Here is a 24,623-nt window from a genome sequence, read left to right as displayed (position 1 = left end):
AGATCCGTGACTGTCTCCCCGTGAGTGAACGGGGAGCGGTGAATGCCCATGCTGCTTGACATGCTCATAGGGTTGTTGGCGTTCCGTGACCGGCTGTTGGCACTCAGCGCACTGTCGGCATTCCGCGGTGCCGGCTCTGCTGCCGGTGGTCACGCGGTGTGACGCCGTACAGCGTCTTGAAGGCGCGGCTGAAGGATGTCGGTTCCGGCAGGCCCCAGCGTGCGGCGATGGAGCCGATCGACTTGTCGGACAGTCGGAGATCGGCGAGGTCCCGGCGGCAGCGCTCCAGGCGCCGCTGCCGGATCCACTCGCTTACGGTGACACCCTGTGGCTGGAACAGCCGGTGCAGATACCGCACGGAGATGTGGTGACAGGCGGCGACTGCGGCGGGCGACAACTCGGGGTCGCCCAGGTTGCGTTCGATGAAGGAGTGAATGCCGGCCGTCAGCGCCTGCTGGCGGCTCTCGGGGGGAACGCCGTCCTCGGTGTCCGCGTGGTGCGCGAGGAACGCGGTGATCAGGTCCGCCGTGACGCTGCCCAGACGCATGGCGTCCTGCGCCCGGCAGGAGTCGGACTCGGGTTCCAGGCGGGTCAAGAACTGTGACAGGAGGGCCCCCATACCGGTACTGCCCGGCAGTGGCAGTCCGAAGAGGCTGTCCACCTTCGCCGCGGAGAAGGGAATCGCCGCACGGGGCACGTTCACGACGATCCCCTCGACCGCGCCGCCTGCATCCGGGAAGGCCGAGGCGTCACACGGATGCGACGTGTCGTACAACAACAGGTCTCCGACCCCCACCAACGCGTCCCGCCTGCCGTGGGAGATGCTCTGCCGACCGCTCAGCGTCAGGGCCAGGTGGTACAGCTCGGGGTCGGACCGACGCACCAACGCCGGCGTGCGACGCGAGCGCAATGACGGGTAGGACAGCACCGACACCTGAACGGCCCCGAGATCCAGCTGCCGAATGCAGGCCCGGAAGTCATCGGCATGGTCGCTGGTGATCTCCGTGGGCATGAGCGTGTGTGACGTCAGCTCCCGCCACCACTCGAACCGATCGGCGACCGGTAAGTCCTCACTGCGCAACACGGTCTCGATCATTCCGCCCCCCTCCACCCATCATGTCCTCATCAAGACGTCGAAGGAAGGATGGCACGTTCCGCGGATCCGCCGTCCGCCGCACCCAGGAGCTGGCGCCAGGGTGGGCCGACGATACGAACCGCGTCCAGCAGCGCCGTCCAAGAGGTACGGCCGCTCTCCAGTGCGGCCACGACCGCATACGGCCAGCCGGGCACCGGCTGTGCCGCTGTGCGGCCGCGGCGATGAACGACGGGCCTCCTGTGTCAAGGTGCCGTACGGGGAAGCCGGCGTCGGGCGGGTGCGGCGAACGGCTTTCGTCCATGGTCACGAAGCACGCCGTGGAGAGCGATGCAAGACTATGGAAACTGACGACTCGTCAGATTACGCTCCTGCGTATGATTCCCACGGTGGTCTGGGGTACCGGCAACGTCGGCCGTGCGGCGATCCGTGCGGTCGAGGCGCATCCGGCGCTCGGTCTCGCGGGCGTGCTCGTCCACAACCCCGAGAAGGTCGGGCGCGACGCGGGCGAACTCGGCGGTCTCGGTCGAGGTCTGGGCATCCCGGCGACCGACGACATCGACGCCGTGCTGAACGAGGGCCCCAGGGCGGTGGTGTACGCGGCGTCGGGCGACATCCGGCCCGACGAGGCGCTGGCCGACATCGGCGCCGCGATCCGGGCGGGTGCCGTGGTCGTCACTCCGGCGCTGTACCCGCTCTACGACCAGCGCAACGCCCCGCCCGAGTTCCGTGATCCGGTGCTCGCCGCGATAGCCGACGGCGGAGGGTCGCTGTTCGTGTCCGGCGTCGACCCGGGCTGGGGCAATGACGTACTGCCCCTGCTGATGAGCGGCCTGGGCACGGTCGTCGACGCCGTCCGCTGCCAGGAGATCTTCGACTACTCCACGTACGAGCAGGAGGAGTCGGTGAGGTATCTGGTCGGGATGGGCCAGCCGATGGACTACGAGCCGCTGATGCTCGCCCCGTCGATCCCGACCATGGTGTGGGGCGGGCAGATCCGGCTGATGGCCAGGGCCCTCGGTGTCGAACTCGACGAGATCCGCGAGACCTTGCAGCGCCGCGCGCTCGACGCGACGGTGAGCACCCGGACCATGGGCGAGTTCGCCGCGGGCACCCAGGGCGCCGTGCGGTTCGAGGTGCGGGGCTTCGTGAAGGGGGAACCCCGCCTCGTCATCGAGCACATCACCCGGATCCACCCTTCATGCGCCCCGGAGTGGCCGTCGCCGCCCAACGGCGACGGTGCGCACCGAGTGATCATCGAGGGCCGTCCTCGCATCGAGGTCACCGTCGAGGCGACCGACGAGGGCGAGAACCGGTCCGCGGGCGGGAACGCCACCGCGGTCGGCCGGCTGGTCGGCGCGATCGACTGGCTCGTGGACGCGGAGCCCGGACTGTACGACGCGCTCGACGTCCCACTGCGGCCGGCGGTGGGAAGGCTCGGCGGAAGGTGACGCCGACGCCCCCTTCCGTATCCCTCCGACACCACGAGGACGCGCCTCCTGTCGCCGGCCAGGGCCCCAGGGGCGAACACGAAGGAGCCCCGGATGAACGTCGACATCCCCGAAGGCAAGAACCCGATCGAGTACGTGTGGGGCGACATGGTCCCCGGCATCGGGCTCGCCGCCGCGAACTTCTCGCTGTCCGTCTACGCCCATACGACCCTGGGACTGCGCGAGTTCGAGGCGGCGCGGCTCCGGATCGCGCAGATCAACGGCTGCCTCTTCTGCCTCGACTGGCGGACCGAGCGGGACGGGCAGAAGGTCGAGGAGGAGTTCGCCGACGCGGTGGCCGAGTGGCGCACGACCGACGCCTTCGACGAGCGCACCCGCCTGGCCGCCGAGTACGCGGAGAGGTACGCGCTGGATCACCACGGACTCGACGACGAGTTCTGGGACCGGATGACCGCGCACTACAGCCAGACCGAGATCGTGGAGCTGACCATGAGCCTCGGCTCGTGGCTGGCGTTCGGGCGGCTCAACCGTGTCCTGGGGCTCGACGCCATGTGTGTGCTGCCGGGGCACTGAGCCGGTCCGGGGCCGTCCGGCGAGTCCGGGCGGCCCTGGGTTGGTTCCTTGCTCAGTCCCCTGTCGTTCCTCGCTCGTTCCGCTCTCCTCCCTCTTCCGGGACGGGGATCCGGTCAGTTCCGGACAACACGCGCTCGGTCACCGCTACAGGTCCGCGGCGATGATCGCTTCTATGTTCCGTTCGGCGAGTGCCGTGATGGTGACGAACGGATTGACGCTGGTGTTGCCCGGGACGAGCGCGCCGTCGATGACGTACAGGCCCGGATGTCCGTGCAGGCGGCCGTAGTTGTCTGTTGCCTTGTTGAGCACGGCGCCACCCAGGGGGTGGTACGTGAGGTGGTCGCCCCAGATCTTGTTGGCGCCGAAGAGGTCGGTGCGGTAGATCGTCCCCTCCTTGGCGTTGATCTTGTCGAAGATCGTCTTTGCCATGTCGATGGACTGCTGCTTCCATGCGGTCTGCCAGTCGAGGTCCACCGTTCCCGTCGCCGCGTTCCACGAGAACTGGGCACGGTTGGAGTTCTTGGTGATCGACAAGTAGAACGAGGCATAGGTCTCGATGCCGGTGGGCAATGGGGCCACCTCGGCGAATGCGCCGCCCGCGACCCAGTTGTCGATGCCGGAGCACGGGATGGACGACTGCAGGGCGCCGGTCGGATCCCACAGGTGGTTGGCGCGGCCGCACATCACATTGCCGTTGTCACCCCAGCCCCTGCCCACCTCGCTGTTGAGGCCCGGCAGCGCGCCGGTCGCCCTGAGCTTGACCAGGAGCTTGCTGGTGCCGACGCTGCCGGCCGCGAAGAACACCCGGTCCGCGGTGACGGTCTTGGTCGCGGTGGTGTTGCCGCTGGTGTCGAGTCGGTCGATGACGACCGTGTAGCCCCCTCCTGTTGCCGGGGCGACCGAAGTGACCTTGTGCAGGGGGGAGATGGAGACCCTTCCGGTCGCCTTCGCCTGGGCGAGGTAGGTCTTCTGCAGGGACTTCTTGCCATAGTTGTTGCCATAGAGGATCTCGCCCGCGAGCGCGGACTTGGGTACGGTCCCGGCGGCCTCCTGCTCCATGTAGTCCCAGTCGTACACGTCGGGCACGAAGACGAACGGGAAGCCCGAACGCTGGGCGTGCTTACGGCCGACCCGCGCGTACTGGTAGCAGTCGGCGGTCTCGAACCACGTCGGGTCGACCGTGGCGACGCCCAGACCCGCGTTGGCGCGCGGGTAGTGGACGGAGTACATCTCGTCGGCGTCGACCGACGGCAGGACGGCACCGAAGTTCTCCCGCTTGGGAGTGACCGCCATGCCTCCGTTGACCAGTGACCCGCCGCCGACGCCCCGGCCCTGGTAGACGATGATGCCGCCCATCTCCTCGGCGTCCAGGACTCCGGTGTAGCGCGGGACGTCCTTGTCGATGGGGAAGCCGAGGAAGTTGCTGAGCGGCTGTTTCGTCCTGGTGCGCAGCCAGAAGGACCGGTAGTCGGGACTCGTCGTGTTGGCGAAGATCTTGCCGTCCGACCCGGGAGTGTCCCAGGCCATGCCCATCTCGATCATGTGGACGTCGACACCGGCCTGGGCCAGGCGCAGAGCGGCCACGGAGCCGCCGTATCCGGTGCCGATCACGAGGGCGGGGACGTGCGCGCCCGGTTCGATCACCGCGGTTGCGGCTGTGGTGGCGGCGTGGGCCGGTACTACCTGCCCGGCGAGCGCGGCGGACCCAAGAAGAGAACCGGTTCCAGTGATGAATCTTCGACGGGATACGCCTCTCAGGCGCCTCCGACGTGGGTAATCGTCGTTCATGCGCGGCTCCTCACTCTCCATAGAGTGAGACGGGTTCTAGTGACACCCACGTGAGAAGTCACGCCATACCCTGAGGTAACTTTCAAAAGATCACATAGTGGGCATCAGCGAAGGAGTACGAAACGGCGGCCTGGACGGGCGCCACCAGTTCGCCGCCGGGCTGGGGCGCGGGGGCCGGCAGGTGGCTGCCGGTCGCGGACGCCCCGGCGGGTCCGGCGGGTCCGGCGGGTCCGGCGGGTCCGGCGGGTCCGGCGACGGGAACACGCGGCCCTCGCAACCGTGTGTTCCCGTCCTGCGATCGACCACCGGGCCGGCCGCGGCCCCGGGCCCGTGCCGGGACGGGGCCGTGCCCGGACGGGGCCGTGCCGGAGTGTCCCGCGCGCCGGGAAGGGCGGGTCAGCGCAGGCCGGCGAAGAGGTCGTTCTCGGGTACGGCCACGCCGGTGGTGTCCTGGACACGTACGAAGGTCTCGAGGCCCATCAACTCCGTGAACCTCTCCTGGCCCATCCTGAGGAAGAAGATGTTCTCACCCTGGCTGGCGTGTGCGGCCAGCGCATCGAACTTCTGCCCGCCGAACACGGCGGTGTCCACCCAGGTGGTGATCTCCTCGTCGGGAAGGCCGATCTCGGCCAGCGCGGCAGCCTCGGCGGGATCCGGCTCCTGCCCGTCCGCACCCAACTCGCGCATGACCTCCCCGAACCGCCGCATCATCGAGCGGGGCGCCGTCGTCCAGTACACCTTCGGTGTCAGCGAGGTCATCCCCAGTGCCGCCATCGTGATGCGGTTGGCCTGGATGTGGTCAGGGTGGCCGTAGAAGCCGTTCTCGTCATAGGTGACCACCACATCAGGCTGGTAGCGCCGCATGAGTTCCGCGAGTCGGGCAGCGCCCTCCTCCACGGGTGTCTGCCAGAAGGAGCCGGGGGCATCATTGGTCGGCCAGCCCATCATCCCGGAGTCGGCATAGTCCAGCGTCTCCAGGTGACTGATCTTCAGGACCTCGCAGCTCGCCTCGAGTTCTTCACGACGGGTCAAGGCGACGGACACCGGATCATGCCCGGGATCGCCCGGCTTGACGCCCCCCGGGCCGTCACCGCAACCGCCGTCGGTACACGTCACGAGGACTGTGCGAATCCCCTCCGCCGCGTACCGGGCGAGGACACCTCCTGTCCCGGTGGCCTCATCGTCGGGGTGGGCGTGTACCGCCATGAGCGTCAGGGGCAAGTCATTCATGAAAAAGTCCTTCTGTGCGAAAAGGTCGTCGGCCTGAGTCCTGGGCGGACGTACGGGCGATCGCCCTTCACCGTCGGAAGTCGAATGTCGGATGTCGGATGTCGGATGTCGGATGTCGGATGTCGGATGTCGGATGTCGGGGCATACCGCGGAACCGGGGCCCATGCCCCGTGCGGACAGCCTGCGGGTCTGTGTGTTCAGGCCCGCGCCGCGCCGGTCGGGCGGTAGCCGCTACAACAGTGCCGGCAGGACAAGCTGTTCCCGCCGCACACCGGAACATCCCCGGGTGTCGGGCCTCCGCGAAAGCGCTGCCAGAGCGGCAACGCCCTGATCGCGGCTCGCGCCAAGGGAGTGAGTGCGGCGGAGTCTTGCCGTCCCGCAGAGAACCCTTCGCGCCAAGGGGCCGCGTCCATGAACGCCGGTCCGGTAGGCCCGAGAGCGACCGGATACAGTGCGCGAGACGGCAGCATGGTCAGGGAGGGGAAGCGTGACCGACACCAGCGACACCCGAACCGCCGACAGCGCGGCGCAAGCTCCCCGGCCGAGCCGACTGCACCGCCTCATGCGCCACATCCCCCTGATCGCTCCCGTGCTTCTGTGGGCCGTGCCCTGCTGGGTGCTCCTGTACACCGGCCAGCACTGGCCGCTGCCCGTCACGCCGGCCGCCACCGCCCTCTTCGCCCTCGGCCTCGTCGGGATGCCGCTCGCGATGGTGCGCGGCCACGGCAGGCGTCAGCAGGACCGGGCGGCGATCGTCGGTGACACCTTGCTCGGCACCAGCTGGGTTCTGTTCACCTGGTCCGTTCTGCTCGGCGTCCTCTTGCGGCTCGCCCTGACCGTGGCCGGCGTCGGCGAGAGTCAGGACCGGGCCCGCATCGTCACCTGGGCCGTCCTCGGCACGGCAGCCGTGCTGCTCGCCTGGGGGTACGCCGAGGCCCGCCGCGTGCCACGCGTGCGCCGGCTCGACGTGCAACTCCCGCGGCTGGGTGCCGGGCTGGACGGCATGCGCGTCGTCCTCATCACCGACACCCACTACGGCCCACTCGATCGCACCCGCTGGTCAGCCCGGGTGTGCGAGACGGTGAACACCCTGGAAGCCGACCTGGTCTGCCACACCGGCGACATCGCGGACGGCACGGCCGAACGCCGTCGCGCCCAGGCCGCCCCACTCGCAACCGTGCGGGCCGCGCTGGCCCGGGTATACGTCACCGGCAACCACGAGTACTACAGCGAGGCCCAGGGCTGGGTCGACCTGATGGACGAACTGGGCTGGAAGCCGCTGCGCAACCGCCATCTGCTGCTCGAACGCGGAGGCGACACCCTGGTGGTCGCCGGCGTGGACGACGTCACCGCCGAGTCCTCCGGCCTGGCAGGCCACCGCGCCCACCTCGCCGGAGCCTTGAACGGCGCCGACCCGGACCTACCCGTCCTGCTCCTGGCACACCAGCCCAAGTTCATCGACCGGGCGGCAGCCGCCGGCATCGACCTCCAGCTCTCCGGCCACACCCACGGCGGCCAGATCTGGCCCTTCCACCACCTGGTCCGCATCGACCAGCCCGCCGTCGCCGGCCTCAGCCGGCACGGCACCCGCACCCTCCTCTACACCAGCCGCGGCACCGGCTTCTGGGGCCCGCCCTTCCGCGTCTTCGCCCCCAGCGAGATCACCCTGCTCGTGCTCCGCTCCCCGCACCCGCCCACCTCGCCATAGCACTCGACGGGCCGACACATCCGCTCGGCGCAGTCCACGAGCCGGGGGATCATGACTTCTTCGACGCGTCGGGCCGTGTCACCGCGCTTGCCCACACCTGGGAGCGGCTGACCGGCTCATCAGCCACGCCCGGCCTCTGGGCCAGAGGCCAGAGCGGCGAACGGAGGCACGTGCAGATCCTTCTAGGGTCTGACAGTCCAGAAACGTGCGGTGCCCTCGGCCGTCGCGGCGAGTGTGCTCCCGTCCTCGCTGAGTGCCAGGCCCTGGATGTCCGAGACGTGGCCGGTGAGGTCCGCGATCTTCGTCCCTCGGTCGGCGCTCGGGACGATGCCGGTATCCCACACACCTATTTCGTTGCCTCGGCCGGCCGCCAAGCGAGTACCGTCGCCGCTCAACGTGATCAGCGAGTGATAGCCCTTCAGATAGACGCGGGACCGGCCCGACTCGACGATGGTGGGGACGTCATCCGCGTCAACCACACTCCCGAGGTCCCACCACCTGACGACGACAGCGCGGGCCTCCGAATCGTCTGCGCCCAACGCGGTCATCCGTGTTCCGTCCTCGTTCAGTCTGATGCGTGTGGTGAATTCGTCCAGCGGCGTCATGGCCACGGGAGCATCGTTGGCCACGTCCCAGACCAGTACGCAGAATCTGTTCCCGAGAGCCAAGCGCGTGCCGTCACCGCTGAGAGCGAAGGACTGGCCCAGGTCGTACGCACAGCAGCGACTTCGACGGCAGTAGTCGCGCACGTGAAGAGTTCTCGAACTTCCGAATCGATCGCCGGTGCCGGCGTCCCACACCTCTACGGCGCCCTCGCCTGAAGAGACGACCATGATTCGGCCGGCGGCCGTCTCCGTAAGGGCCCAGGGCCTCACTGTCAGTCGCACCTGCGGGTTGTCGCTCCGCAATCCGGCCCGAGTCCCCGTCTCGGTGTTCCATCGGGCCATTTTCCCTCTCGCCACGGTGACCAAGGTCGCGCCGTCGGGGCTCAACGCCATGCCTTCGACGACACCGGTGATCGAAGTTGCCTGCGAGGTGTCGCTGGGCAGTGCCGTGCTCAGCATCAGGCACAGTGCCGCGATGGTCCCGGCGACCGTCCCGGCCAGACGGCGCCGCTGCCGGCCCACGACGCTCGGATCGACCGGCTCCCGGTCCTCGGCGAGTGAACGGCTCGCGAGCCGTTCCTGCAGACGGACATGCCTGAACTGATAGGTGCCACCGGACTGGCGCAGCAGCTGCCGTTGCCTCGCGTCGGCAAGGAATCGCATCAGCTGCCAGGGAAGCCGGCGCTGCGCGCCGAGAACCAGGCGCGTCAGCAGGAACCGCGGCCAGGCCCTGGTCAGCAGGATGAGCAGGGCGAGGACAACTCCGGCTCCGCATACGAAGACCATGACGATCAGGCCGCCACCCAGATCATCGGGTGTCAGGCCCGCGACGGTCTCGGCGATGAGCGGCTCGTTGGACCAGCCGGTGGCCAACGCTACGATCACGAAGTCCGCCAACAACACGATCGCCAGCAGTGGGATCGCCGAGAGGGAAAGGACCGCTCCGGCACACAGTGCCGCGGTCAGGGACGACTTGCGGTCCTGGACGAGGAAGTCCAGCGGGTCGGCCCGGACCGATCGCTCGGGGGGCGCGTCGAGCCAATCGTGCACGGCCAGCGCCAGACCGATCGACGAGGCGAGAGCCAGCAGGAACGTGAGCCCGCCGAGGTAGTTCCGCACCGCGAGAGCGGACCACCCGGACTCGATCGAGACGGCGACGGCGGCCGCGGCCATCAGGGGCAGGGCAGGGATCGCGGTCAGCCCGAGTCCCGTGGCATAGCCGCGGCGTAGTCGGGCCAGGGATCCGCGAACGGCGAATGACCGCCGTCCCGGAGGTCGTTGTGGGGCTGCGAACCAGATGAACATCGCCAGGACGGCGAACCCGCCTCCCGTACTGGCGCCGAAGGCGAGGACGTCATCGGTCATGGTGCCGGGCACAAGGGTGGCGAGGGCGCAGACCACGAGCATGACGAGCATCCCGAGGCCGATCCCGATGGCGGGTCCGACCCAGCGGGACAACAGGCGGCCGCTCATCAGCCACCAGGTGAGGTCGCGTTCGCGGTGCTGGTGCAGATATCTCGCCAGGTACGTGAGCCAGCGCTCGGCCTGGTCGGCCTGCACCCGCCAGTGCGGATCGGCGGGGGCCACATCGCCCGGCACCTGTCGGGGCGCGTAGGCCGCGAGGACAACCCGGTCGACGAGGTGGTCCTCCACCTCGTGTCGGCTGTTGTGGCCCAAGAGACCGCCCGGGTCCTCGGGACAGTGCTGGTAGACGGTGCGGGCCAGGGACAGCATCAGCGGGGTGGACAGCGCCATGGACACAGCGCTGTCGGGTTCCGTCTCCAGGCGCTCGTAGACCTCGCTCCAGTCGGTTGCCTCCGGCCATTCGACGGCGTTCAGGTAGGCACGGGCGTCCGGCGCGGGAACCGGCCGGACTTCGACCACCGGAGCCCGGCGCAGGACCGGCGCGCCCCCCGCGATCACGTCCTCGTACTCTGCCGATCGGCAGGTCACGACGACCCCCCGCCCGTCGCCACAAGCGAGATTGATGCCGCGGACTGCGCTGCGGCGCGCAGATTCGGGCATCTCGTCCAGGCCGTCCAGCACCGGCAGCAACAGGCGGTGGTCGAGCAGACGGCGCGGGATCTCGGGACGGCCGTTGTAGTAGGCCGTGGCGAGCGACTGCACAATCCAGTCGTCCAGCGACTCGCTCACTGGATCCCAGCTCGAGACGGACAACAGAACGGGCACCGTGGCGCCGCTCTCACGGCTTTCCAGAAGGCCGAGTACGAGCATGACGGCCAGCACGGTCTTGCCCGCTCCGGGCTCGCCGAGTACCACGAGACGTCCGCTGGGGATCTGCCGGTACCCGTCGCCCAGCCGACGGATCGCCTCGTCGAATCCGCCGTGGAGACGGCCTGCGAGGGCCTGGCCTCGGATCCTGGTGCCGCTGGAGCCCGCGATGGCGTCCGGGGTATCCGCAACCGACCGCTCGGTCGCGGACCACGCAAGGGGGATCACCGACGGGTCACGCAGTCTGCGCGCCCCCACCTCGTCGTCCCATTGGCCCCGGAGCGTCTCGGCAAGGATGTCGGCCAGCTCTCCCTCACTCGCCGGAGGCGGCGCCTGCACGAAGGGGACCAGCGCGAGCGCCAGCCCCGCAACGGAGACGGCCAATCCGGCCACACCTGTTATCTGACCTGCGATATCACTACTGGAAACACCTATCCAGGCGAACACCGCCAGGGACATGAGACCAAGCAGAACGAGCAGCATTTTGCCCACGCGCTGTCGCAGCGCGTGGTGCGGAAGACGCATCACCCAGGAGATTCTCACGGTCCCGCAGGCCGACGAGTGCCGATACGAGAAAGGTGCGCCACACGGTCACGGCGTTTCGCTGAAATCGCCTCACCCGAGGCAGGGAAATGCTAGAGCTTCGATATCGCCGAACGGGCGTGACCGCTCGTTGCCCCTGAGCCGTCGGTGGGCGGGCGGGGGATGGTCAGTACAGAGACAGGCCGAAGACCGAGAGCACCTCCGCGACGGGCTGGTAGTAGGTGACGCCACCGGACGCGCAGTTGCCCGACGAGCCCACCGCGAAACCGAGGGCGATCGACCCGGAGTAGGCAGGTGCCCCGGCGTCGCCCGGTTCCGAGCACGCGGTGGAGCGGAACAGACCGTGGACCGTGCCGTCGGCGTGGTTGACCGTGGCGTTGACCGCGGTCACCGTCCCGCAGTGGACGCCGCTGGTCCGTCCGACGTGGCAGACGGACTGCCCGACGGCCGGGTTCGCGGCCCCTGTCACGTCCTGGTAGACGCCGCCCAGCGCGATGTCACCGGGCAGGACCAGCGCGCTCGTGGTGTAGCGGACCACGCCGTAGTCGTCGATCGGGTAGGAGGCGCCCGCGGTGACGCCGACCGGCAGGGTGCGGGCCGCGTCCGCGTACCAGGTGGTGGTGTAGGTGCCGGAACAGTGGCCGACCATCACGGCGTAGCGGTTGATCCCGCTCACCGCGTTGAAGCCGACGACACACTGGGCGCCGGTGGCCGCGTACAGCAGGGTGCCCCCGCGGATCGTGGGCGCCTGGACGGCTGTGGCCCCCGTACCGGTGCCGAACAGCAGGGCGACCACCGCTGTCACGACCGTGGTGAACATCTTCAGGCGGGTGTGCGGACGTCTCACGGCCCCTCCAGGGGAGTCGGTCGTCTCGAACCGAACAGTGCCTCCATCGTGCGGGAGCCGGAGTCCGCGGGGACAGGCACGGTCCGGCCGTATCGCCGTCCTCACCGACCATGTCGGCGACGAGGCAGCTGACGGCCCATCGGGCTCGCGGCGCCGATCCACACACGGCCCCGACCTGCCTGAGGGCTCCAAAACAAGGGTGCGCAGGCGGCGTTGCGGGGAAGAATGGCCGCCATGACGTACGAAGGCTCCTCCATCGATCCGGCCAAGCCCAGCATCGCCCGCGTCTACGACTATCTGCTCGGCGGCAAGGACAACTACGCCGTGGACCGTGAGATAGGCGACGTGTTCAAGCGCGACCTGCCCGGTTCGGTGGCCATCGCCTTCGCCAATCGCGCGGCCCTGACCCGGGCGGTCAGGGAGATCGCGACGACCACCGGCATCCGGCAGTTCATCGACCTGGGCAGTGGCCTGCCGACCGCGGACAACGTCCACCAGGTCGCGCAGCGGCACGCTCCCGAGTCGCGGGTCGTCTACGTGGACATCGACCTCCAAGTGTTGGCCCACGGCCGCGCACTGCTGGAGAACAACGACCGGACCCGCGTCGTCGCGGTCGATGTGCGCGATCCCGAAGGCATCCGCACTCACCCCGACACCCTCGAAGTCATCGACTTCACTCGTCCCGTCGCCGTCATCCTCAGCGCCGTCCTCCATCACGTCAACGACGACGAGGATCCGGCCGGGATCGTCCGCTACTGGCGCGACCACGTCCCCTGCGGAAGCTATTTCTTCATCAGCCACTTCCGCTCCGGCAACAACCCGGAGACCGCGCAGGCCGAGAAGGTTCTCCAGCGGACGTTCGGCCGCGGCCGGTGGCGCACCGACGTGGAAATCGCCTCCCTGCTGGACGGTCTGGAGATCCTCGACCCCGGGATCGTCCCGGCGTCCCTGTGGCGTCCCGACGAGACCGCCAACCCGTGGAACAGCGGCGAACGACGAGAGCTCACGGTCTGGGAACACCTCATCGCCGCCGGACTGGCCCGGAAAGCCCAGCCGTGATCCCCGGGCGGCGGTCGTCCGGCGGTTGCGCCTGCGGCCTGCAGATCGCCGGGGTGGCGAACCGCCTCGGCATCGACGCCGGCAAGTGAGCGTGGCTCCGCGGCCCCGGCCCCACCGGGGAGGGGCGGGCACCCGGTGGGTCTCGCACGGCAGTGGCGGTTCGACGCCGTCGCGCCCCGTGCGCCGCTCGCCGCTCGCCGCTACGGGTGACCCTCGGAGCCGGTGGGCGCGGGCCGCACACGAACGCCCCCGGTCGACGGGCGCGGCAACCCGGGAAATGGATGCTCAGCCGTCGTCACGCGGCTGGAGGTACACCTCGTCGACAAAACACCAGGCCCACTCGTCGCCGTCCTCGGTGGAGCGCATCAGAGGGTGTCCGCTGGACTCGAAGTGAGCAGTGGCGTGGCCGTGGCGCGAGCTGTCGCAACAGCCCACGTGGCCGCAGGCGAGGCACACCCGCAGGGCGACCCAGTCGTGGCCGAGAGCCGCGCACTGCCGGCATGTGTCGCTCTGCGGTGCGTGCTCCGGTTCAGTTGTCTCGATGTGTGCGCATCGGCGCCCCTCAGGCCGGCCACCATCGGGACGCGGGGTCCACCCGACCATGAAGTCTCCTCCTTCGCCGACTTTCGCTCACTGCTGCCGCTGCCGCTGTCAATACTTCGACCGCTCCCCGGCTGTCGGATGCGGGACGCTCAAGAAGGTGTGGGCGACGGGGTGCCGACATCGGCAGGCCGCGGACCTGAACCCGGCACGTCAGACGTGAAACCAAGCCCCGCCGAAACCCTCGCCGTCTCACCGCATACCGTGCACGAGCTCGTTAGCCAGGGACAACTTGTCCGCGGTTAGAACTGCCCTTCATCCGGTTCCCGGTTCGCGTCAAGATTGTCCTGTCGAACAGAGGAGGTCGGACGATGGACCGGGCGTTGCTGGCGGATTTTCTCCGAGCGCGTCGTGACGCGTTGCAGCCGGAGGATGTCGGGCTTCCCCGCGGGCAGCGGCGCCGCACCGGCGGGTTGCGGCGCGAGGAGGTGGCGGCGCTGGCCGGGATGTCGGCCGACTACTACAGCCGGATCGAGCAGCAGCGAGGTCCGGCGCCGTCGGAGCGGATGCTCGTCGCGCTCGCCCGGGCACTGCGTCTCAACCAGAGCGAACGTGACCACCTCTTCGTCCTGGGCGGGACCCCGGCGCCGCGGCGCATCCTGCGGGACGATTACGTCGGTCCCACGATGATGCGGATCGTCGCCGGCCTCTCGGACGTGCCGGCCATCGTGCTGTCACGGCTCGGCGAGGCGTTGCTGCAGACGCCCCCGGCGGTCGCACTGCTCGGCGACTACACCCGGTACTCGGGCATGTCCCGTTACCTGGTCTACCGCTGGTTCACCGGTGATCCGCGGGTCCGTGGCCTGTACCCCGTCGAGGACCATCCGATACGAGGCAGGGTCTTCGCCGCGGAGATCCGGGACGCGTACACGGCGGATCCCACAGGGAGGGCCGGCGAGATCGTCGCCGCGCTGCTGCAGGTCAGTTCCGAGTTCGCGAACATCTGGCGGTTGCACGAGGTGGGCGTGACCCATCATCACGACCTCAAGCGCTACCTGCACTCCGAGTTGGGGGAGCTGGAGTTGTACGCCGAGATGCTGCTGGATCCGGAGCAGTACCAGACACTGCTGGTGTTCACCGCCGTGCCCGGTTCCCCGAGCCACGCCAAGCTTCAGCTCCTGACCGCCCTCTAGCGGCTGTACTCCCCCACACACCTGAAGGCACTGTCTCGAAGCCGAGGCGTGCCCCGATCCCGCAATGCTTCAGATTCGAAGCATCTCTTCTGTCATGAAAGGTGGCATTTGTCATGAAAGCAGTACGTTTCCACGAGTACGGCACTCCGGACGTCTTGCGTTACGAGGACGTGGAACAGCCGGTCCCCGCGGCCGGGGAGGTCCGGCTCCGGGTGGCCGCGACGTCCTTCAACCCGGTCGACGGCAACATCCGCGCGGGCTTCATGCAGGGCCCCATCCCGGTGACCCTGCCGCACACCCCCGGCATCGACGTCGCGGGCACGGTCGACGCGCTGGGCGAGGGCGCGGACACAGTCCGGGCGGGTGACCAGGTTGTCGGCTTCCTGCCGATGACCGGCGCCGGCGCGGCGGCGGAGTACGTACTCGCACCGGCCGCCCTGCTGACGGCGGCGCCTGCGCGCATCCCGCTGGCCGATGCGGGCGGGCTGCCGCTGGTCGGGCTCACCGCCTGGCAGGCCCTCTTCGACCACGCCAAGCTCACTGCCGGCCAGCGGGTGCTGATCAACGGTGCGGGCGGTGCGGTCGGCGGCTACGCCGTCCAGCTGGCCAAGCACGCCGGCGCACACGTGATCGCCACGGCCGGGCCGCGCAGCAGCGAACGCGTCAGGACGGCGGGTGCCGATGAGGTGTTCGGCCACGGGGTCCCCGAGCTGGCCGCGCTGGTCGACGTCGTGCTCAACCTCGCGCCGGTCGATCCGATGCAATTGGCCGCGCTGACCTCCGTGGTCCGCGACGGCGGCATCGTGGTGAACACGACGGTGTGGATGCCCGCGCCTTCCGACGAGGAACGCGGCGTGCGCGGCGTCAACCTCTTCGTCAACAGCGACGCCGCGCAGCTGGCGAGGCTGGTGACGCTGGTCGACTCCGGAGCGCTGCACGTCGACATCGCTCGACGGGTGCCGCTGGCCGAGCTGCCGGCGCTGCACGCGGAGGCCGCGGAAGGCGCAATCTCCGGCAAGGTCCTGGTCCTTCCCTCCGCCGCCTCTCTGAGCTAGAGCGTGTCTATTTGGTGAGCTCATCAGTTGATCGGACGTGTCTGTCCGATTAGTGATCACTGATGCGATGTGGGATCGGATCGAGCCGCTGATGCCGGCCGATCCGGTCCGCGGACGGCGGTGGGCCGACCACCGCCGCACGCTCGAGGCCATCGCGTGACGGCCCGAAGCAGCACGACATCAGCATCCCGACCGGCGGCATCGCGGCTCCCCGCTGCACCAGCAGCTTCCACACGTTCAGCACCCAGCAGAGGAGGGAGGTCACGTGGGAGCAAGAGGGCACCGGCGCGCCCTGTGGTGATCACCGGCGGCTTCGCGGTCCAGGCCGTCAGCCTCGATGTCGGTCGCCCTGGCGGTCAGTCGCTGTAGAGGCCGGTCAGTTCGGTGGCGTACTTGTCCCGGACGACCCGGCGGCGCAGTTTCAGCGAGGGGGTCAGTTCACCGGTCGCCGGTCCCCACTCCTGAGCCAACAGCCGATACCGCTTGACCTGTTCCGTGCGGTTGAGGCGGCTGTTGGCGGCGGCCACGGCCCGGTCGACCTCCTCGATGACGGCGGGATGCGCGGCCAGCGCCGTGAGGTCCGCGCCGTGCTCCAGGCCGTGCGAGGCGGCCCAGGCGGGTGCCGCCTCCGGGTCGAGCACCAGCAGCGCGACGAGGTAGGAGTGGTGGTCGCCGTGCACCATCGCCTGGCCGATCAACGGGTGTTCTTTCAGGGCGTTCTCCACGAGGGCCGGGGAGACGTTCTTGCCCGTCGAGGTGATGATCATCTCCTTCTTCCGGTCGGTGACCCAGACGAAGCCGTCCTCGTCGACCCGGCCGATGTCGCCCGTGTTCAGCCACCCCTCCTCGTCGAGCGCGGGGCCGACCGTGCCGTCCGGCCGCAGATAGCCGGCGAAGACGGAGGAACCGCGCACCTGGAGTTCGCCGTCCGCGGCGGTGCGCACCCGCACGCTCGACACCGGGCGGCCCACCGAGCCCAGCCGGAATCCGGTGCGGGGACTGTTGGCCGTCGTGACGCCCGCCGTCTCGGTCAGGCCCCACGCGTCCATGATGACGATGCCGAAGCCGGCCCAGAACCGCACCACGTCCAGCGGCATCGGCGCGGACGCGCTGGCGGCCCAGGCGACCCGGTCGAGGCCGCCCGCGGCCAGCAGGGGCAGCAGCACCGTCTCGCGACACCGCGCGTACGCCGCCGCGAGGCCGGCGGGCGGCTCCTCGCCGCGCTCCTGGAAGCCGACATGCTCGCGGGCCACCTCCGCGGCTTCCTCGACGGCCTTGCGCCGCTCCTCGGGCAGCAGGGTCAGGCCGGCGCGGACCGCGGCAGCGAGCTTCTCCCAGACCCTCGGCACACCGAAGAACTGCCGGGGCCGCAGCTCGCGCACCGCTTCGGCCACGGTGGCCGGATCGGCGCAGAGATGGACGTGCGAGGCACGGTGACAGGGCAGGTAGATGCCGAGCATCCGCTCCGCGATATGGGCGAACGGCAGGTAGCAGACGTGCTCGACGTGCGGCGGCAGGTCCACCACCTCGTCGAGCGCGACGGCGTTGGCGAGCACCTGCTGATGGGTGAGGACCACGCCCTTGGGCTCACCGGTCGTCCCGGAGGTGTAGACGACGGTCAGCGCGTCCCCTGGCCGGGCCGTGTCCAGCGCCTTGCCGAAGCCCTCCGGGACCGGCTCGTGGGTCAGCGCCGCGTAGGGCAGGTGGTGGCCCTCCTCTGCGTCCTCCACCACCACGAGCCGTCCGAGCGGCGTGGCGTCGTCGTCGAGCAGCGGGGCCCACACCGCGGCTTGGACGGCGCCTTCCACCACGGCCAGCGCGGCCCCGCAGTTGCGCGCGATGTGGGTGATCTGTTCGGGTGCGGCGGTGCCGTAGACACTGACCGGCACGGCGCCGAGGCGCACCAGCGCGAGGTCGGACAGCCAGTGCTCCGGACGGTTGGCCATCATCAGCAGGACGTGGTCGCCGCGGCCCACACCGAGCGCGGCGAGGCCGGCGGCCAGTTCGGTGGTGCGGTCCCGGACCTCCGCCCAGGTGAGCGTGGACCACGCGCCGCCGTCCGAGGTCCGCCACGACAGGGCGGGCAGGTCCGGGTGAAGGCGGGCGTTGCGTTCCAGGAGCAGAGGCAGCGTGGACGGCGCCGCCGGTTCTCCTTGTGGGTCCCCGTCGGTGCGCGGGGCAGATGTCATGACGGCCTCCTGACGTGCTGGACGGATCGGATCGGATCGAGGCGAATCGGGATCGGGTCGGATCGGATTGAGGGTTGGATCGGATCGGGATTGGATCGGATCGAGGTCAAGTCAGGGTGGGGTGGGTTGGATCGGATCGGGATTGGATCGGATCGAGGTCAAGTCAGGGTGGGATGGGGGGCAGCGGTCGGTGAAGGTCTCACCGCGCTCGGCCTTGCGGAGCGGCAGTTCGGGCGGGGCGAGGCGGCCTCCGTGCAGCTCGGCGCGTTCGCGTGCGCGGGTCACGAAGCCGGGCGGACCACCAAAGTGGCCGTTGACGCACTGGAGCACGCTGCCCGTCCACGCCGGGACGCCGATGCCGATGTCGTCGCGGGGAACCTTCCGGTCGGGCGGAGAGGAGTCGACGGGGACGCGGGAGCGCCGGGTGCGAAGGAGAAGGCGGGGCCGGTCAGGCCAGCAGGGCGCGGCCGATGATCTCCTTCATGATCTCGGTGGTCCCGCCGTAGATCGTCTGGACCCTGCTGTCGAGGAACGCCCTGGCGACCTGATACTCCGTCATATAGCCGTACCCGCCGTGCAGTTGGAGGCATCGGTCGACGACCCGCTTCTGGAGTTCGGTCGCCCACCACTTGGCCATCGAGGCGTGTACCGCGTCGAGCCGGCCCGCGCCGTGCTCGGTGACGCAGCGGTCGACGAAGGTCCGGGTGACGGCGCACTCGGTGGCCATCTCGGCGATCTCGAAGCGGATGTGCTGGAGCCGGGCCAGGGGGCGGCCGAACGCCTCGCGCTGCTTCACGTACGCGCGGGTGAGTTCCAGGACCTGTTCGGCCGCGGCCGCCGCGCCCACGGCGATGGCGAGCCGTTCCTGGGCGAGGTTGGCCATCAGGGCGGCGAAGGCCTGGTTCTCCCCGCCCAGCAGGTTCTCCTTGGGCACCCGCACGTCGTCGAAGAACAACTCGGCGGTGTCCTGGGCCTTCTGGCCGATCTTGTCGAGGTTGCGGCCCCGCTCGAAGCCCTTCATGCCGCGTTCGACGACGAGCAGGCTCTGCCCGGAACTGCCGCCCTCGGGAGTGGTGCGGGCCACCACGACGACCAGGTCGGCGAGGATGCCGTTGGAGATGAACGTCTTGGCGCCGTTGAGAAGGTAGTGGTCACCCTGGTCGGTTGCGGTGGTGCGGATGCTCTGGAGGTCGGAGCCCGCTCCGGGTTCGGTCATGGCAATGGCGGTGACGGTCTCGCCGGAGATGAATCCGGGCAGCCAGCGCCGCTTCTGCTCGTCGGTGGCGAGCCGGGTCAGATAGGGGCCGACGATGTCGTTGTGCAGGCTGAGCGCCACGCCGGACGCTCCCGCCCGCGCGAACTCCTCGATCAGGACGGCGCTGTAGCGGAAGTCGTCGGTCCCTCCGCCTCCGTACTCCTGCGGTACCGCGAGGCCCAGCAGGCCCTGGCGGCCCGCCGCGCGCCAGACGTCACGGCTGACGACTCCGTCGCGCTCCCAGCGGTCGTGGTGGGGCAGCACCTCCTTGGCGAGGAAGGTGCGGACGGTCTCGCGGAACGCCTCGTGCTCCGTCGTGTACAGGTCTCGTTCCATGGTCGCCTCCGGGTCGGGGAATCGTCGTTCAGAGCCAGTTCCTGACGAGCTCGACGAGGCGGGCGGGGTCGCGTCCGACGGGGGTGACGTTGAGCATCGTGACGCCCGCCTCCCGGAACGCCTCGACCCGTTCGCGCACATAGCCCTCGGGGCCCGCCAGACAGACCAGTTCGCACAGTTCGGCGGGGACCGCTGCCTCCGCCTCGCGCCTGCGGCCCGCGAGGAAGTGCTCCTGGACGGCGGCGGCCTCGGCCTCGTAGCCGTAGGAACAGACCAGGTCGTAGTAGAAGTTGCGGCCCGGAGCGCCCATGCCTCCGACGTACAGGGCGATGACGGGCCGCATCAGGTCGCGGACCCCCTCGGCGTCGTCCCCGACCGCCAGCAGCCCGCCGGCGACGACGGACAACGGGCCGAGTTCCGGGGCGCGCAGCGCCGCGCCCTCGGCGAGCGGCCCGCCCCAGACCTTCGGCGCGTGTTCGGGCACATAGAGGAACGGCAGCCATCCGTCGGCGAGTTCGGCGGTCATCCGGACGTTCGCGGGGCCGAGCGCGGCCACGTACACCGGGATGGTGTCGCGCACCGGGCGGGTCAGCAGCTTCAGCGGTTTGCCGAGCGTGCCGCCCTTCTCGGGCGGCAGGGGCAGGTCGGTGATGCCGTGGTGCTCGATGACCTCGCGCCGCCAGATGCGGCGGGCGAGCCCGATCGTCTCGCGGGTGCGGCCGAGCGGACGGTCGTAGCGGCGGCCGTGCCATCCCTCCACCACCTGGGGGCCGGAGGCGCCGATGCCCAGCAGGGCGCGGCCACCGGTCAGGGCGTCGAGTCCGGCCGCGGTCTGCGCGATCAGCGCGGGCGTGCGGGAGTACACGTTGAGCACGGCGGAGCCGATGCGCAGACGATCGGTGCGGGCGGCCAGATATCCCATGACCGTCGGGGAGTCGAAGCCGTAGGCCTCGGCGACCCAGATCGCGTCGAGTCCGGCCGCCTCCAGTGCGGCCGCCTCGTCGGCGGCGGCGCGGGGGTCACCGGCGTACTGCAGGGGGGTGGAGAGTTCCATCAGCGTCCGTCCGGATCGCCGAGCAGCATCGCGGCGAACGGCGCGGGCCCGATCCCCGCCAGCTCCACCACCCGTACACCGGCCAGCGGCCCGGCCCGGCGGCTCACCGGCGCCGCCTGCCGCACGGTCCTCGCGTCCCGGTGCGTCGCGGTGTCCCTCATCGCGCTCATCAGCCCTCCGAACCCCGGTCCACTTAGCGCTCGCTAAGAAGGTAGAGAGGAGCGGGCAGCCGGTCAATGGTGGTAACACCAGCCGTTCCGAGGGAAGTCGAGCCTCTGAATTCCCGTCGTTCAGCCAGAAGGACCACACGCAACAGAGGAACTCGCCGACGAAGCGTGCCCAGGAACTCAGAGTTGATGAGCGTACGTTAAGCGGCGCGAGGGGCACTTTCAGGTGCCCGGGGACGTACCATGTCGCTCGTCGGCACCGCACCGGAGGAGCATCCTTGAGCACGCAGCCCCGCCAGGAGACCGCCGCGGCGCCCCACTGGCGCACCTACGCGCCGCTGGACCTCCACCCGATCCTGCTGCACGCCATGGAAGCCTTCAACGAGCACGGCTACCACGGCACTTCGGTACGCGACATCGCCGGCCGGGTCGGAGTCACCGTTCCGGCGCTCTACTACCACTACGCGAACAAGCAGGCGCTGCTGGCCACCCTGCTGGAGACGTCCATCAAGGACGTGCTCGACCGCTGCCGGGCCGCCGCCGCGGAGGCCGGCGACGAGCCGCTCCCCCGCTTCCGCGCCATGGTCGAGTCCATCGTGCTCTACATGGCCAACCGCAAGGGACTGGCCTTCCTGGACACCGAGATACGCAGTCTCGAACCGGCGAACCGCGCTCGCTACGTGGCCCTGCGGGACTACCTCGAGCACATGCTGCTGGACACCGTGCGGGCGGGCATCGCCCAGGGGGTGTTCACCACGCCCATCCCGGCCGACGCGGTCCGGGCCGTTCTGATCATGTGTCAGGGGGTGGCCAACTGGTACCGGGCCGACGGCCCTCTCGGCGCGGCGGAGATCGCCGAGCGGCACGTCCTTCTCTGCCTCGGCACGGTGGGCTGCGCGGAGGCGGCCGCACCGCGCCCGTCCTGACTCCCGCTCACGGCACCGTGATCACGGCCTTGCCGCGCGCATGCCCCCGTTCCAGATGCCGCACGCCCTCGGCCGCGTCGGCCAGGGTGTGGGTCCGGCCGATCACCGGGGTGAGTCCGCCCTCCTCGATGAGGGCGGTGACGGCGAGCAGGTCCTCCCGGGTCGGTCCGGCCGGGGCCGACGGGAGGATCGTGCGGAGCCGCTGCCGGACGAACCCGTCGACCGCGATCACCCGGAGCATGGAACCCACCGCCCCGAACACCCGGCCGGGCGAGCCGCCGCCGTTGGCCACGAGTGTGCCCGTCGGGGCGAGGACCTCACGCAGCCGGCTCAGCGGGTGGTTGCCGACGTTGTCCAGGATCACGTCGTAGCGCTCGCGTGCTTGCGTGAAGTCCTCCCGAGTGTGGTCGACGATGTGCGCGGCGCCGAGCGAGCGCACCAGATCGACGTTGGCGGTGCCGCACACCCCGGTGACCTCCGCACCCAGGGCCACCGCGATCTGCACGGCGAACGTCCCGACGCCACCGGCGGCTCCGTTGACCAGCACCCGATGCCCGGCCCGCACCCGGCCCACGGTCCGGATGCCACGCAGTGCGGTCACCGCCGCCATCGGCACCGCCGCGGCCTGCTCGAAGGTCAGACACGCGGGCTTGGGGACCAGGAGATCCGCGGTGGTGCGCGCGTACTCGGCGAAGGAGCCGTGGCAGAAACCCGGCACCTCGTCGCCCGGCCGGAGCCCTCGTACGTCGGCGCCGACCGACTCGACCTGTCCGGCGACGTCGATGCCGGCCACCCGCCACTTCGGCCTCGTCAGCCCCACGCCTCCCATCAGCCGCGCCACGTAAGGGTCGCCGCGCAGCATGTGCCAGTCGTAGGGGTTCAGCGCGGCCGCGCGCACCCGTACCGACACCTGGCCGGCCGAGATCTCGGGCCGGTCGGTGTCCATCAGCTCCAGGATGTCCGGCGGGCCGAACCTCTCCTGCGTGATCGCCTTCATCGAGTCTCCCCCTCGTTTGCGGCATCGATGTCGCCAGGAGCCGTCGACAGACGCCTCCGACCCGGCGGGTGTACGCCGTACACCTCTCTCGGGCACGGTAGGTGTACGGCGTACACCCGTCAAGGAGTGCGCAGGAGCGAAAGGCGGCAGGGAACGGCAGCAGGAGGAAAGGACGGTCAGGTCGTGCCCAGGAGCCGTTCGAGGCCGTCCAGTGTCAGATCCAGCGCGAACTCGAACTCGAACTGGTCGTCGCAGCCCGCGCCGACGACGGACTCCGGGTCATGGGCGACCGCCCTGGCCAGTTCGGTGATGTGCGGGTAGCGCGCGGCCATCTCCTCGGGCGGCATCGCGTCCGGGTCCGGCTCACCACCGTCGGCGCCGTCCTCGAACAGCTCCTGGGAAAAGCCCAGCAGACGGCTGCCCATCACGTGCATCGCGTGATGGACCAGGCGGATCGAGAAACCCCCGGCCCGGAAGATCCCGATCATCGAGTCCAGGTACGCCATCACCGCGGGGGTCGGAGTGGCCCGCGCCTTCGTCCGTGACTCGATGACCGCGGGCGCCCACGGGTGGCGCAGCAGCATGCGGCGGGCCGACAGCACCCGCCGGCGCACGGCCGTCTTCCAGTCGGTGTCGCCGGCCGGTGGGTCGATCTCGTCCATGAGGACGTCGATCATGCCGTCCAGCAACTCGTTCTTGTTGGCCACGTGCTTGTAGAGCGCCATCGGCACGACGCCGAGCGCCTGGGCGATGTTGCGCATGCTGAGCGCGTCGACTCCGCCTTCGTCGGCCAGCGCGACGGCGGCACTCAGCACCCGTCCCCTGCTCAGCGGCGGGCGGGACTGCGCGGCGACGACCGCCTTCGTCGATATCTCCACCATCTCCTCTGCCGTGGGACGACGCCGTCAGGGCGTCGGACCGGGCAACAGCGTATGCGTGAAGGGGGTGACGGGGCGTTCGAGGCGCTCGCCGTCCACGGTGATGTCGACCGCCTCGTTGTAGAAGGCGAGCAGCTCGCCGATGGCGGCCACGGCGGGCAGCGGTGTGGGGTAGCTCCACACGATGTCGGGCGGGACGTCCGCCTCGCCGGTCCAGGACCAGTACGTGGCGGTGCCCTTGTAGGGGCAGCCCGTGCGGTGGCCGGTGGGGGTGAGCAGGTCGAGGCGGACGTCCTCACGTGGGATGTAGTAGCGGGTGGGCAGGCCGGTCTCGAAGAGGAGGACCGGGCGGCGGGTGTCCGCGACGGCCGTGCCGTCGATCTCGATCCGGACATGCCGGCTGCTGGGCAGGGCGTCGACACGTTTGTGCGGGTCGCGGGGGTGGATGAAGATCTCCTCCTCTTCCTCGTACCAGTGGTCGAGTCCCCTGCCCGTGCGCCGGAACCACTCGAAGGCGACGTGACCGGCCAGGTCCTCCGCGGGGAAGGTCCAGGCCGCGCTCTCCAGCAACTCACCGGGCACGTCGAGGTCGTAGAAGGTTCGCGAGCCCGTGTGCGTGCCGACCGGCGGGTTCTTCGCCGGCCGCAGCAGGTCCGCACGGACCTCCTCGCGCGGGAAGGCGTACAGGGGCACCGGCACGCCGGGCTCCCACACGAGGACGGGATGCCGGCTGTCGACGACGGTGAACCCGCCCTTGCGGCCCCGGACCCAGCGCGGGCTGGGCTCCCAGCGCAGACCTTCGGGGGTGGTGCGTACGGAGTCGGCGGTGCTGAGCCTGGTCATGTCCGTTTCCTCCCTCGAACCTCGAATCTGGAACGCTCCGTTCTTCCTCCGCGTTCCCCGA

At 69.8% G+C, this 24,623-nt stretch carries 19 protein-coding genes and 2 pseudogenes; 8 read left to right on the top strand and 13 right to left on the bottom strand.

All coding sequences use genetic code 11. The annotated features are described in order from the left end of the window. Nucleotides 1–103: 103 nt before the first annotated feature. Entirely contained in the window at nt 104–1,096 is a 993-nt protein-coding gene (locus QQM72_RS11750) for an AraC-like ligand-binding domain-containing protein (RefSeq protein ID WP_314220778.1), read from the bottom strand. A gap of 374 nt (nt 1,097–1,470) precedes the next feature. Between QQM72_RS11750 and QQM72_RS11745 the strand changes: the two genes are divergently transcribed. Together QQM72_RS11745 and QQM72_RS11740 are read left to right on the top strand one after the other, a co-directional pair. Then, complete coding sequence (locus QQM72_RS11745) at nt 1,471–2,544, top strand: NAD(P)H-dependent amine dehydrogenase family protein (protein WP_314220777.1); 1,074 nt, start codon at nt 1,471–1,473, stop codon at nt 2,542–2,544. Nucleotides 2,545–2,637: 93 nt separating this feature from the next. Next, nucleotides 2,638–3,117 (top strand): carboxymuconolactone decarboxylase family protein, encoded by a 480-nt coding sequence (locus QQM72_RS11740; RefSeq protein WP_314220776.1) that lies wholly within the window; start codon nt 2,638–2,640, stop codon nt 3,115–3,117. A 144-nt stretch (nt 3,118–3,261) separates the two neighbouring features. Here the strand turns inward: QQM72_RS11740 and QQM72_RS11735 are convergent, their stop codons facing one another. Both QQM72_RS11735 and QQM72_RS11730 read right to left on the bottom strand, forming a co-directional pair. After that, nucleotides 3,262–4,905 (bottom strand): GMC oxidoreductase, encoded by a 1,644-nt coding sequence (locus QQM72_RS11735; protein WP_314220775.1) that lies wholly within the window; start codon nt 4,903–4,905, stop codon nt 3,262–3,264. A gap of 396 nt (nt 4,906–5,301) precedes the next feature. Beyond that, a complete protein-coding gene (locus QQM72_RS11730) occupies nt 5,302–6,135 on the bottom strand; it encodes a PIG-L family deacetylase (protein ID WP_314220774.1) in 834 nt (277 codons plus the stop codon). Between the two features lie 487 nt (nt 6,136–6,622). On the opposite strand from QQM72_RS11730, the gene QQM72_RS11725 reads away from it, so the two are divergent. After that, nucleotides 6,623–7,843: a metallophosphoesterase gene (locus tag QQM72_RS11725; protein ID WP_314220773.1), complete on the top strand. Its 1,221-nt coding sequence runs from the start codon at nt 6,623–6,625 to the stop codon at nt 7,841–7,843. A 182-nt stretch (nt 7,844–8,025) separates the two neighbouring features. On the opposite strand, the gene QQM72_RS11720 is transcribed toward QQM72_RS11725, so the two are convergent. Continuing rightward, nucleotides 8,026–11,205: an NACHT and WD40 repeat domain-containing protein gene (locus tag QQM72_RS11720; protein WP_314220772.1), complete on the bottom strand. Its 3,180-nt coding sequence runs from the start codon at nt 11,203–11,205 to the stop codon at nt 8,026–8,028. A gap of 184 nt (nt 11,206–11,389) precedes the next feature. Beyond that, a complete protein-coding gene (locus QQM72_RS11715; RefSeq protein WP_314220771.1) occupies nt 11,390–12,070 on the bottom strand; it encodes a S1 family peptidase in 681 nt (226 codons plus the stop codon). Nucleotides 12,071–12,295: 225 nt separating this feature from the next. Between QQM72_RS11715 and QQM72_RS11710 the strand changes: the two genes are divergently transcribed. Further along, entirely contained in the window at nt 12,296–13,129 is an 834-nt protein-coding gene (locus tag QQM72_RS11710) for an SAM-dependent methyltransferase (protein ID WP_314220770.1), read from the top strand. A gap of 285 nt (nt 13,130–13,414) precedes the next feature. Here QQM72_RS11710 and QQM72_RS11705 read toward each other — a convergent pair whose 3' ends face one another. Then, nucleotides 13,415–13,732, bottom strand: a complete 318-nt coding sequence (locus QQM72_RS11705; RefSeq protein WP_314220769.1) for a UBP-type zinc finger domain-containing protein — start codon at nt 13,730–13,732, stop codon at nt 13,415–13,417. Between the two features lie 308 nt (nt 13,733–14,040). Between QQM72_RS11705 and QQM72_RS11700 the strand changes: the two genes are divergently transcribed. The 3 genes and pseudogenes from QQM72_RS11700 to QQM72_RS11690 form a co-directional block, all read left to right on the top strand. Then, a complete protein-coding gene (locus tag QQM72_RS11700) occupies nt 14,041–14,862 on the top strand; it encodes a helix-turn-helix transcriptional regulator (protein WP_314220768.1) in 822 nt (273 codons plus the stop codon). A 113-nt stretch (nt 14,863–14,975) separates the two neighbouring features. Next, nucleotides 14,976–15,917 (top strand): NADP-dependent oxidoreductase, encoded by a 942-nt coding sequence (locus QQM72_RS11695; protein ID WP_314220767.1) that lies wholly within the window; start codon nt 14,976–14,978, stop codon nt 15,915–15,917. Between the two features lie 37 nt (nt 15,918–15,954). Then, a pseudogene (locus QQM72_RS11690) lies at nt 15,955–16,074 on the top strand (IS5/IS1182 family transposase); the annotation flags it as partial. A 199-nt stretch (nt 16,075–16,273) separates the two neighbouring features. Here the strand turns inward: QQM72_RS11690 and QQM72_RS11685 are convergent. From QQM72_RS11685 to QQM72_RS11670, 4 genes and pseudogenes are all read right to left on the bottom strand, one after another. Next, nucleotides 16,274–18,106 carry an AMP-dependent synthetase/ligase gene (locus QQM72_RS11685; protein WP_314220766.1) on the bottom strand — a complete coding sequence of 611 codons (1,833 nt, stop codon included), beginning with the start codon at nt 18,104–18,106 and terminating at the stop codon, nt 16,274–16,276. Between the two features lie 448 nt (nt 18,107–18,554). Beyond that, the gene (locus QQM72_RS11680) at nt 18,555–19,697 is read right to left on the bottom strand and encodes an acyl-CoA dehydrogenase family protein (RefSeq protein ID WP_314220765.1); all 1,143 of its coding nucleotides are present in this window, start codon (nt 19,695–19,697) and stop codon (nt 18,555–18,557) included. Nucleotides 19,698–19,725: 28 nt separating this feature from the next. Continuing rightward, nucleotides 19,726–20,751, bottom strand: a complete 1,026-nt coding sequence (locus QQM72_RS11675; RefSeq protein WP_314220764.1) for an LLM class F420-dependent oxidoreductase — start codon at nt 20,749–20,751, stop codon at nt 19,726–19,728. A gap of 14 nt (nt 20,752–20,765) precedes the next feature. Further along, a pseudogene (locus tag QQM72_RS11670) lies at nt 20,766–20,912 on the bottom strand (CoA transferase); the annotation flags it as partial. A 284-nt stretch (nt 20,913–21,196) separates the two neighbouring features. On the opposite strand from QQM72_RS11670, the gene QQM72_RS11665 reads away from it, so the two are divergent. Further along, nucleotides 21,197–21,844 carry a TetR/AcrR family transcriptional regulator gene (locus QQM72_RS11665; RefSeq protein ID WP_314220763.1) on the top strand — a complete coding sequence of 216 codons (648 nt, stop codon included), beginning with the start codon at nt 21,197–21,199 and terminating at the stop codon, nt 21,842–21,844. A 7-nt stretch (nt 21,845–21,851) separates the two neighbouring features. On the opposite strand, the gene QQM72_RS11660 is transcribed toward QQM72_RS11665, so the two are convergent. The 3 genes from QQM72_RS11660 to QQM72_RS11650 form a co-directional block, all read right to left on the bottom strand. Next, nucleotides 21,852–22,841, bottom strand: a complete 990-nt coding sequence (locus QQM72_RS11660; protein WP_314220762.1) for an NAD(P)-dependent alcohol dehydrogenase — start codon at nt 22,839–22,841, stop codon at nt 21,852–21,854. A gap of 176 nt (nt 22,842–23,017) precedes the next feature. Beyond that, nucleotides 23,018–23,722: a TetR/AcrR family transcriptional regulator C-terminal domain-containing protein gene (locus QQM72_RS11655; RefSeq protein ID WP_314220761.1), complete on the bottom strand. Its 705-nt coding sequence runs from the start codon at nt 23,720–23,722 to the stop codon at nt 23,018–23,020. A gap of 24 nt (nt 23,723–23,746) precedes the next feature. Then, nucleotides 23,747–24,562, bottom strand: a complete 816-nt coding sequence (locus QQM72_RS11650) for a DUF427 domain-containing protein (RefSeq protein ID WP_314220760.1) — start codon at nt 24,560–24,562, stop codon at nt 23,747–23,749. Between the last annotated feature and the right edge of the window lie 61 nt (nt 24,563–24,623).

It is taken from the genome of Streptomyces zaehneri (assembly GCF_032248645.1).
GTDB lineage: Bacteria > Actinomycetota > Actinomycetes > Streptomycetales > Streptomycetaceae > Streptomyces > Streptomyces coriariae.
The sequence above is the reverse complement of the archived record's forward strand: the minus strand, read 5'-3'. Positions and strand labels throughout refer to the sequence as shown.

What these genes read in the sequence shown, in the direction of transcription:
- QQM72_RS11750 (WP_314220778.1), bottom strand. Translation starts at nt 1,096, where the DNA reads ATGATCGAGACCGTGTTGCGCAGTGAGGACTTACCGGTCGCCGATCGG.
- QQM72_RS11745 (WP_314220777.1), top strand. Translation starts at nt 1,471, where the DNA reads ATGATTCCCACGGTGGTCTGGGGTACCGGCAACGTCGGCCGTGCGGCG.
- QQM72_RS11740 (WP_314220776.1), top strand. Translation starts at nt 2,638, where the DNA reads ATGAACGTCGACATCCCCGAAGGCAAGAACCCGATCGAGTACGTGTGG.
- QQM72_RS11735 (WP_314220775.1), bottom strand. Translation starts at nt 4,905, where the DNA reads ATGAACGACGATTACCCACGTCGGAGGCGCCTGAGAGGCGTATCCCGT.
- QQM72_RS11730 (WP_314220774.1), bottom strand. Translation starts at nt 6,135, where the DNA reads ATGAATGACTTGCCCCTGACGCTCATGGCGGTACACGCCCACCCCGAC.
- QQM72_RS11720 (WP_314220772.1), bottom strand. Translation starts at nt 11,205, where the DNA reads ATGCGTCTTCCGCACCACGCGCTGCGACAGCGCGTGGGCAAAATGCTG.
- QQM72_RS11710 (WP_314220770.1), top strand. Translation starts at nt 12,296, where the DNA reads ATGGCCGCCATGACGTACGAAGGCTCCTCCATCGATCCGGCCAAGCCC.
- QQM72_RS11705 (WP_314220769.1), bottom strand. Translation starts at nt 13,732, where the DNA reads ATGGTCGGGTGGACCCCGCGTCCCGATGGTGGCCGGCCTGAGGGGCGC.
- QQM72_RS11700 (WP_314220768.1), top strand. Translation starts at nt 14,041, where the DNA reads ATGGACCGGGCGTTGCTGGCGGATTTTCTCCGAGCGCGTCGTGACGCG.
- QQM72_RS11695 (WP_314220767.1), top strand. Translation starts at nt 14,976, where the DNA reads ATGAAAGCAGTACGTTTCCACGAGTACGGCACTCCGGACGTCTTGCGT.
- QQM72_RS11685 (WP_314220766.1), bottom strand. Translation starts at nt 18,106, where the DNA reads ATGACATCTGCCCCGCGCACCGACGGGGACCCACAAGGAGAACCGGCG.
- QQM72_RS11680 (WP_314220765.1), bottom strand. Translation starts at nt 19,697, where the DNA reads ATGGAACGAGACCTGTACACGACGGAGCACGAGGCGTTCCGCGAGACC.
- QQM72_RS11675 (WP_314220764.1), bottom strand. Translation starts at nt 20,751, where the DNA reads ATGGAACTCTCCACCCCCCTGCAGTACGCCGGTGACCCCCGCGCCGCC.
- QQM72_RS11660 (WP_314220762.1), bottom strand. Translation starts at nt 22,841, where the DNA reads ATGAAGGCGATCACGCAGGAGAGGTTCGGCCCGCCGGACATCCTGGAG.
- QQM72_RS11655 (WP_314220761.1), bottom strand. Translation starts at nt 23,722, where the DNA reads ATGGTGGAGATATCGACGAAGGCGGTCGTCGCCGCGCAGTCCCGCCCG.
- QQM72_RS11650 (WP_314220760.1), bottom strand. Translation starts at nt 24,562, where the DNA reads ATGACCAGGCTCAGCACCGCCGACTCCGTACGCACCACCCCCGAAGGT.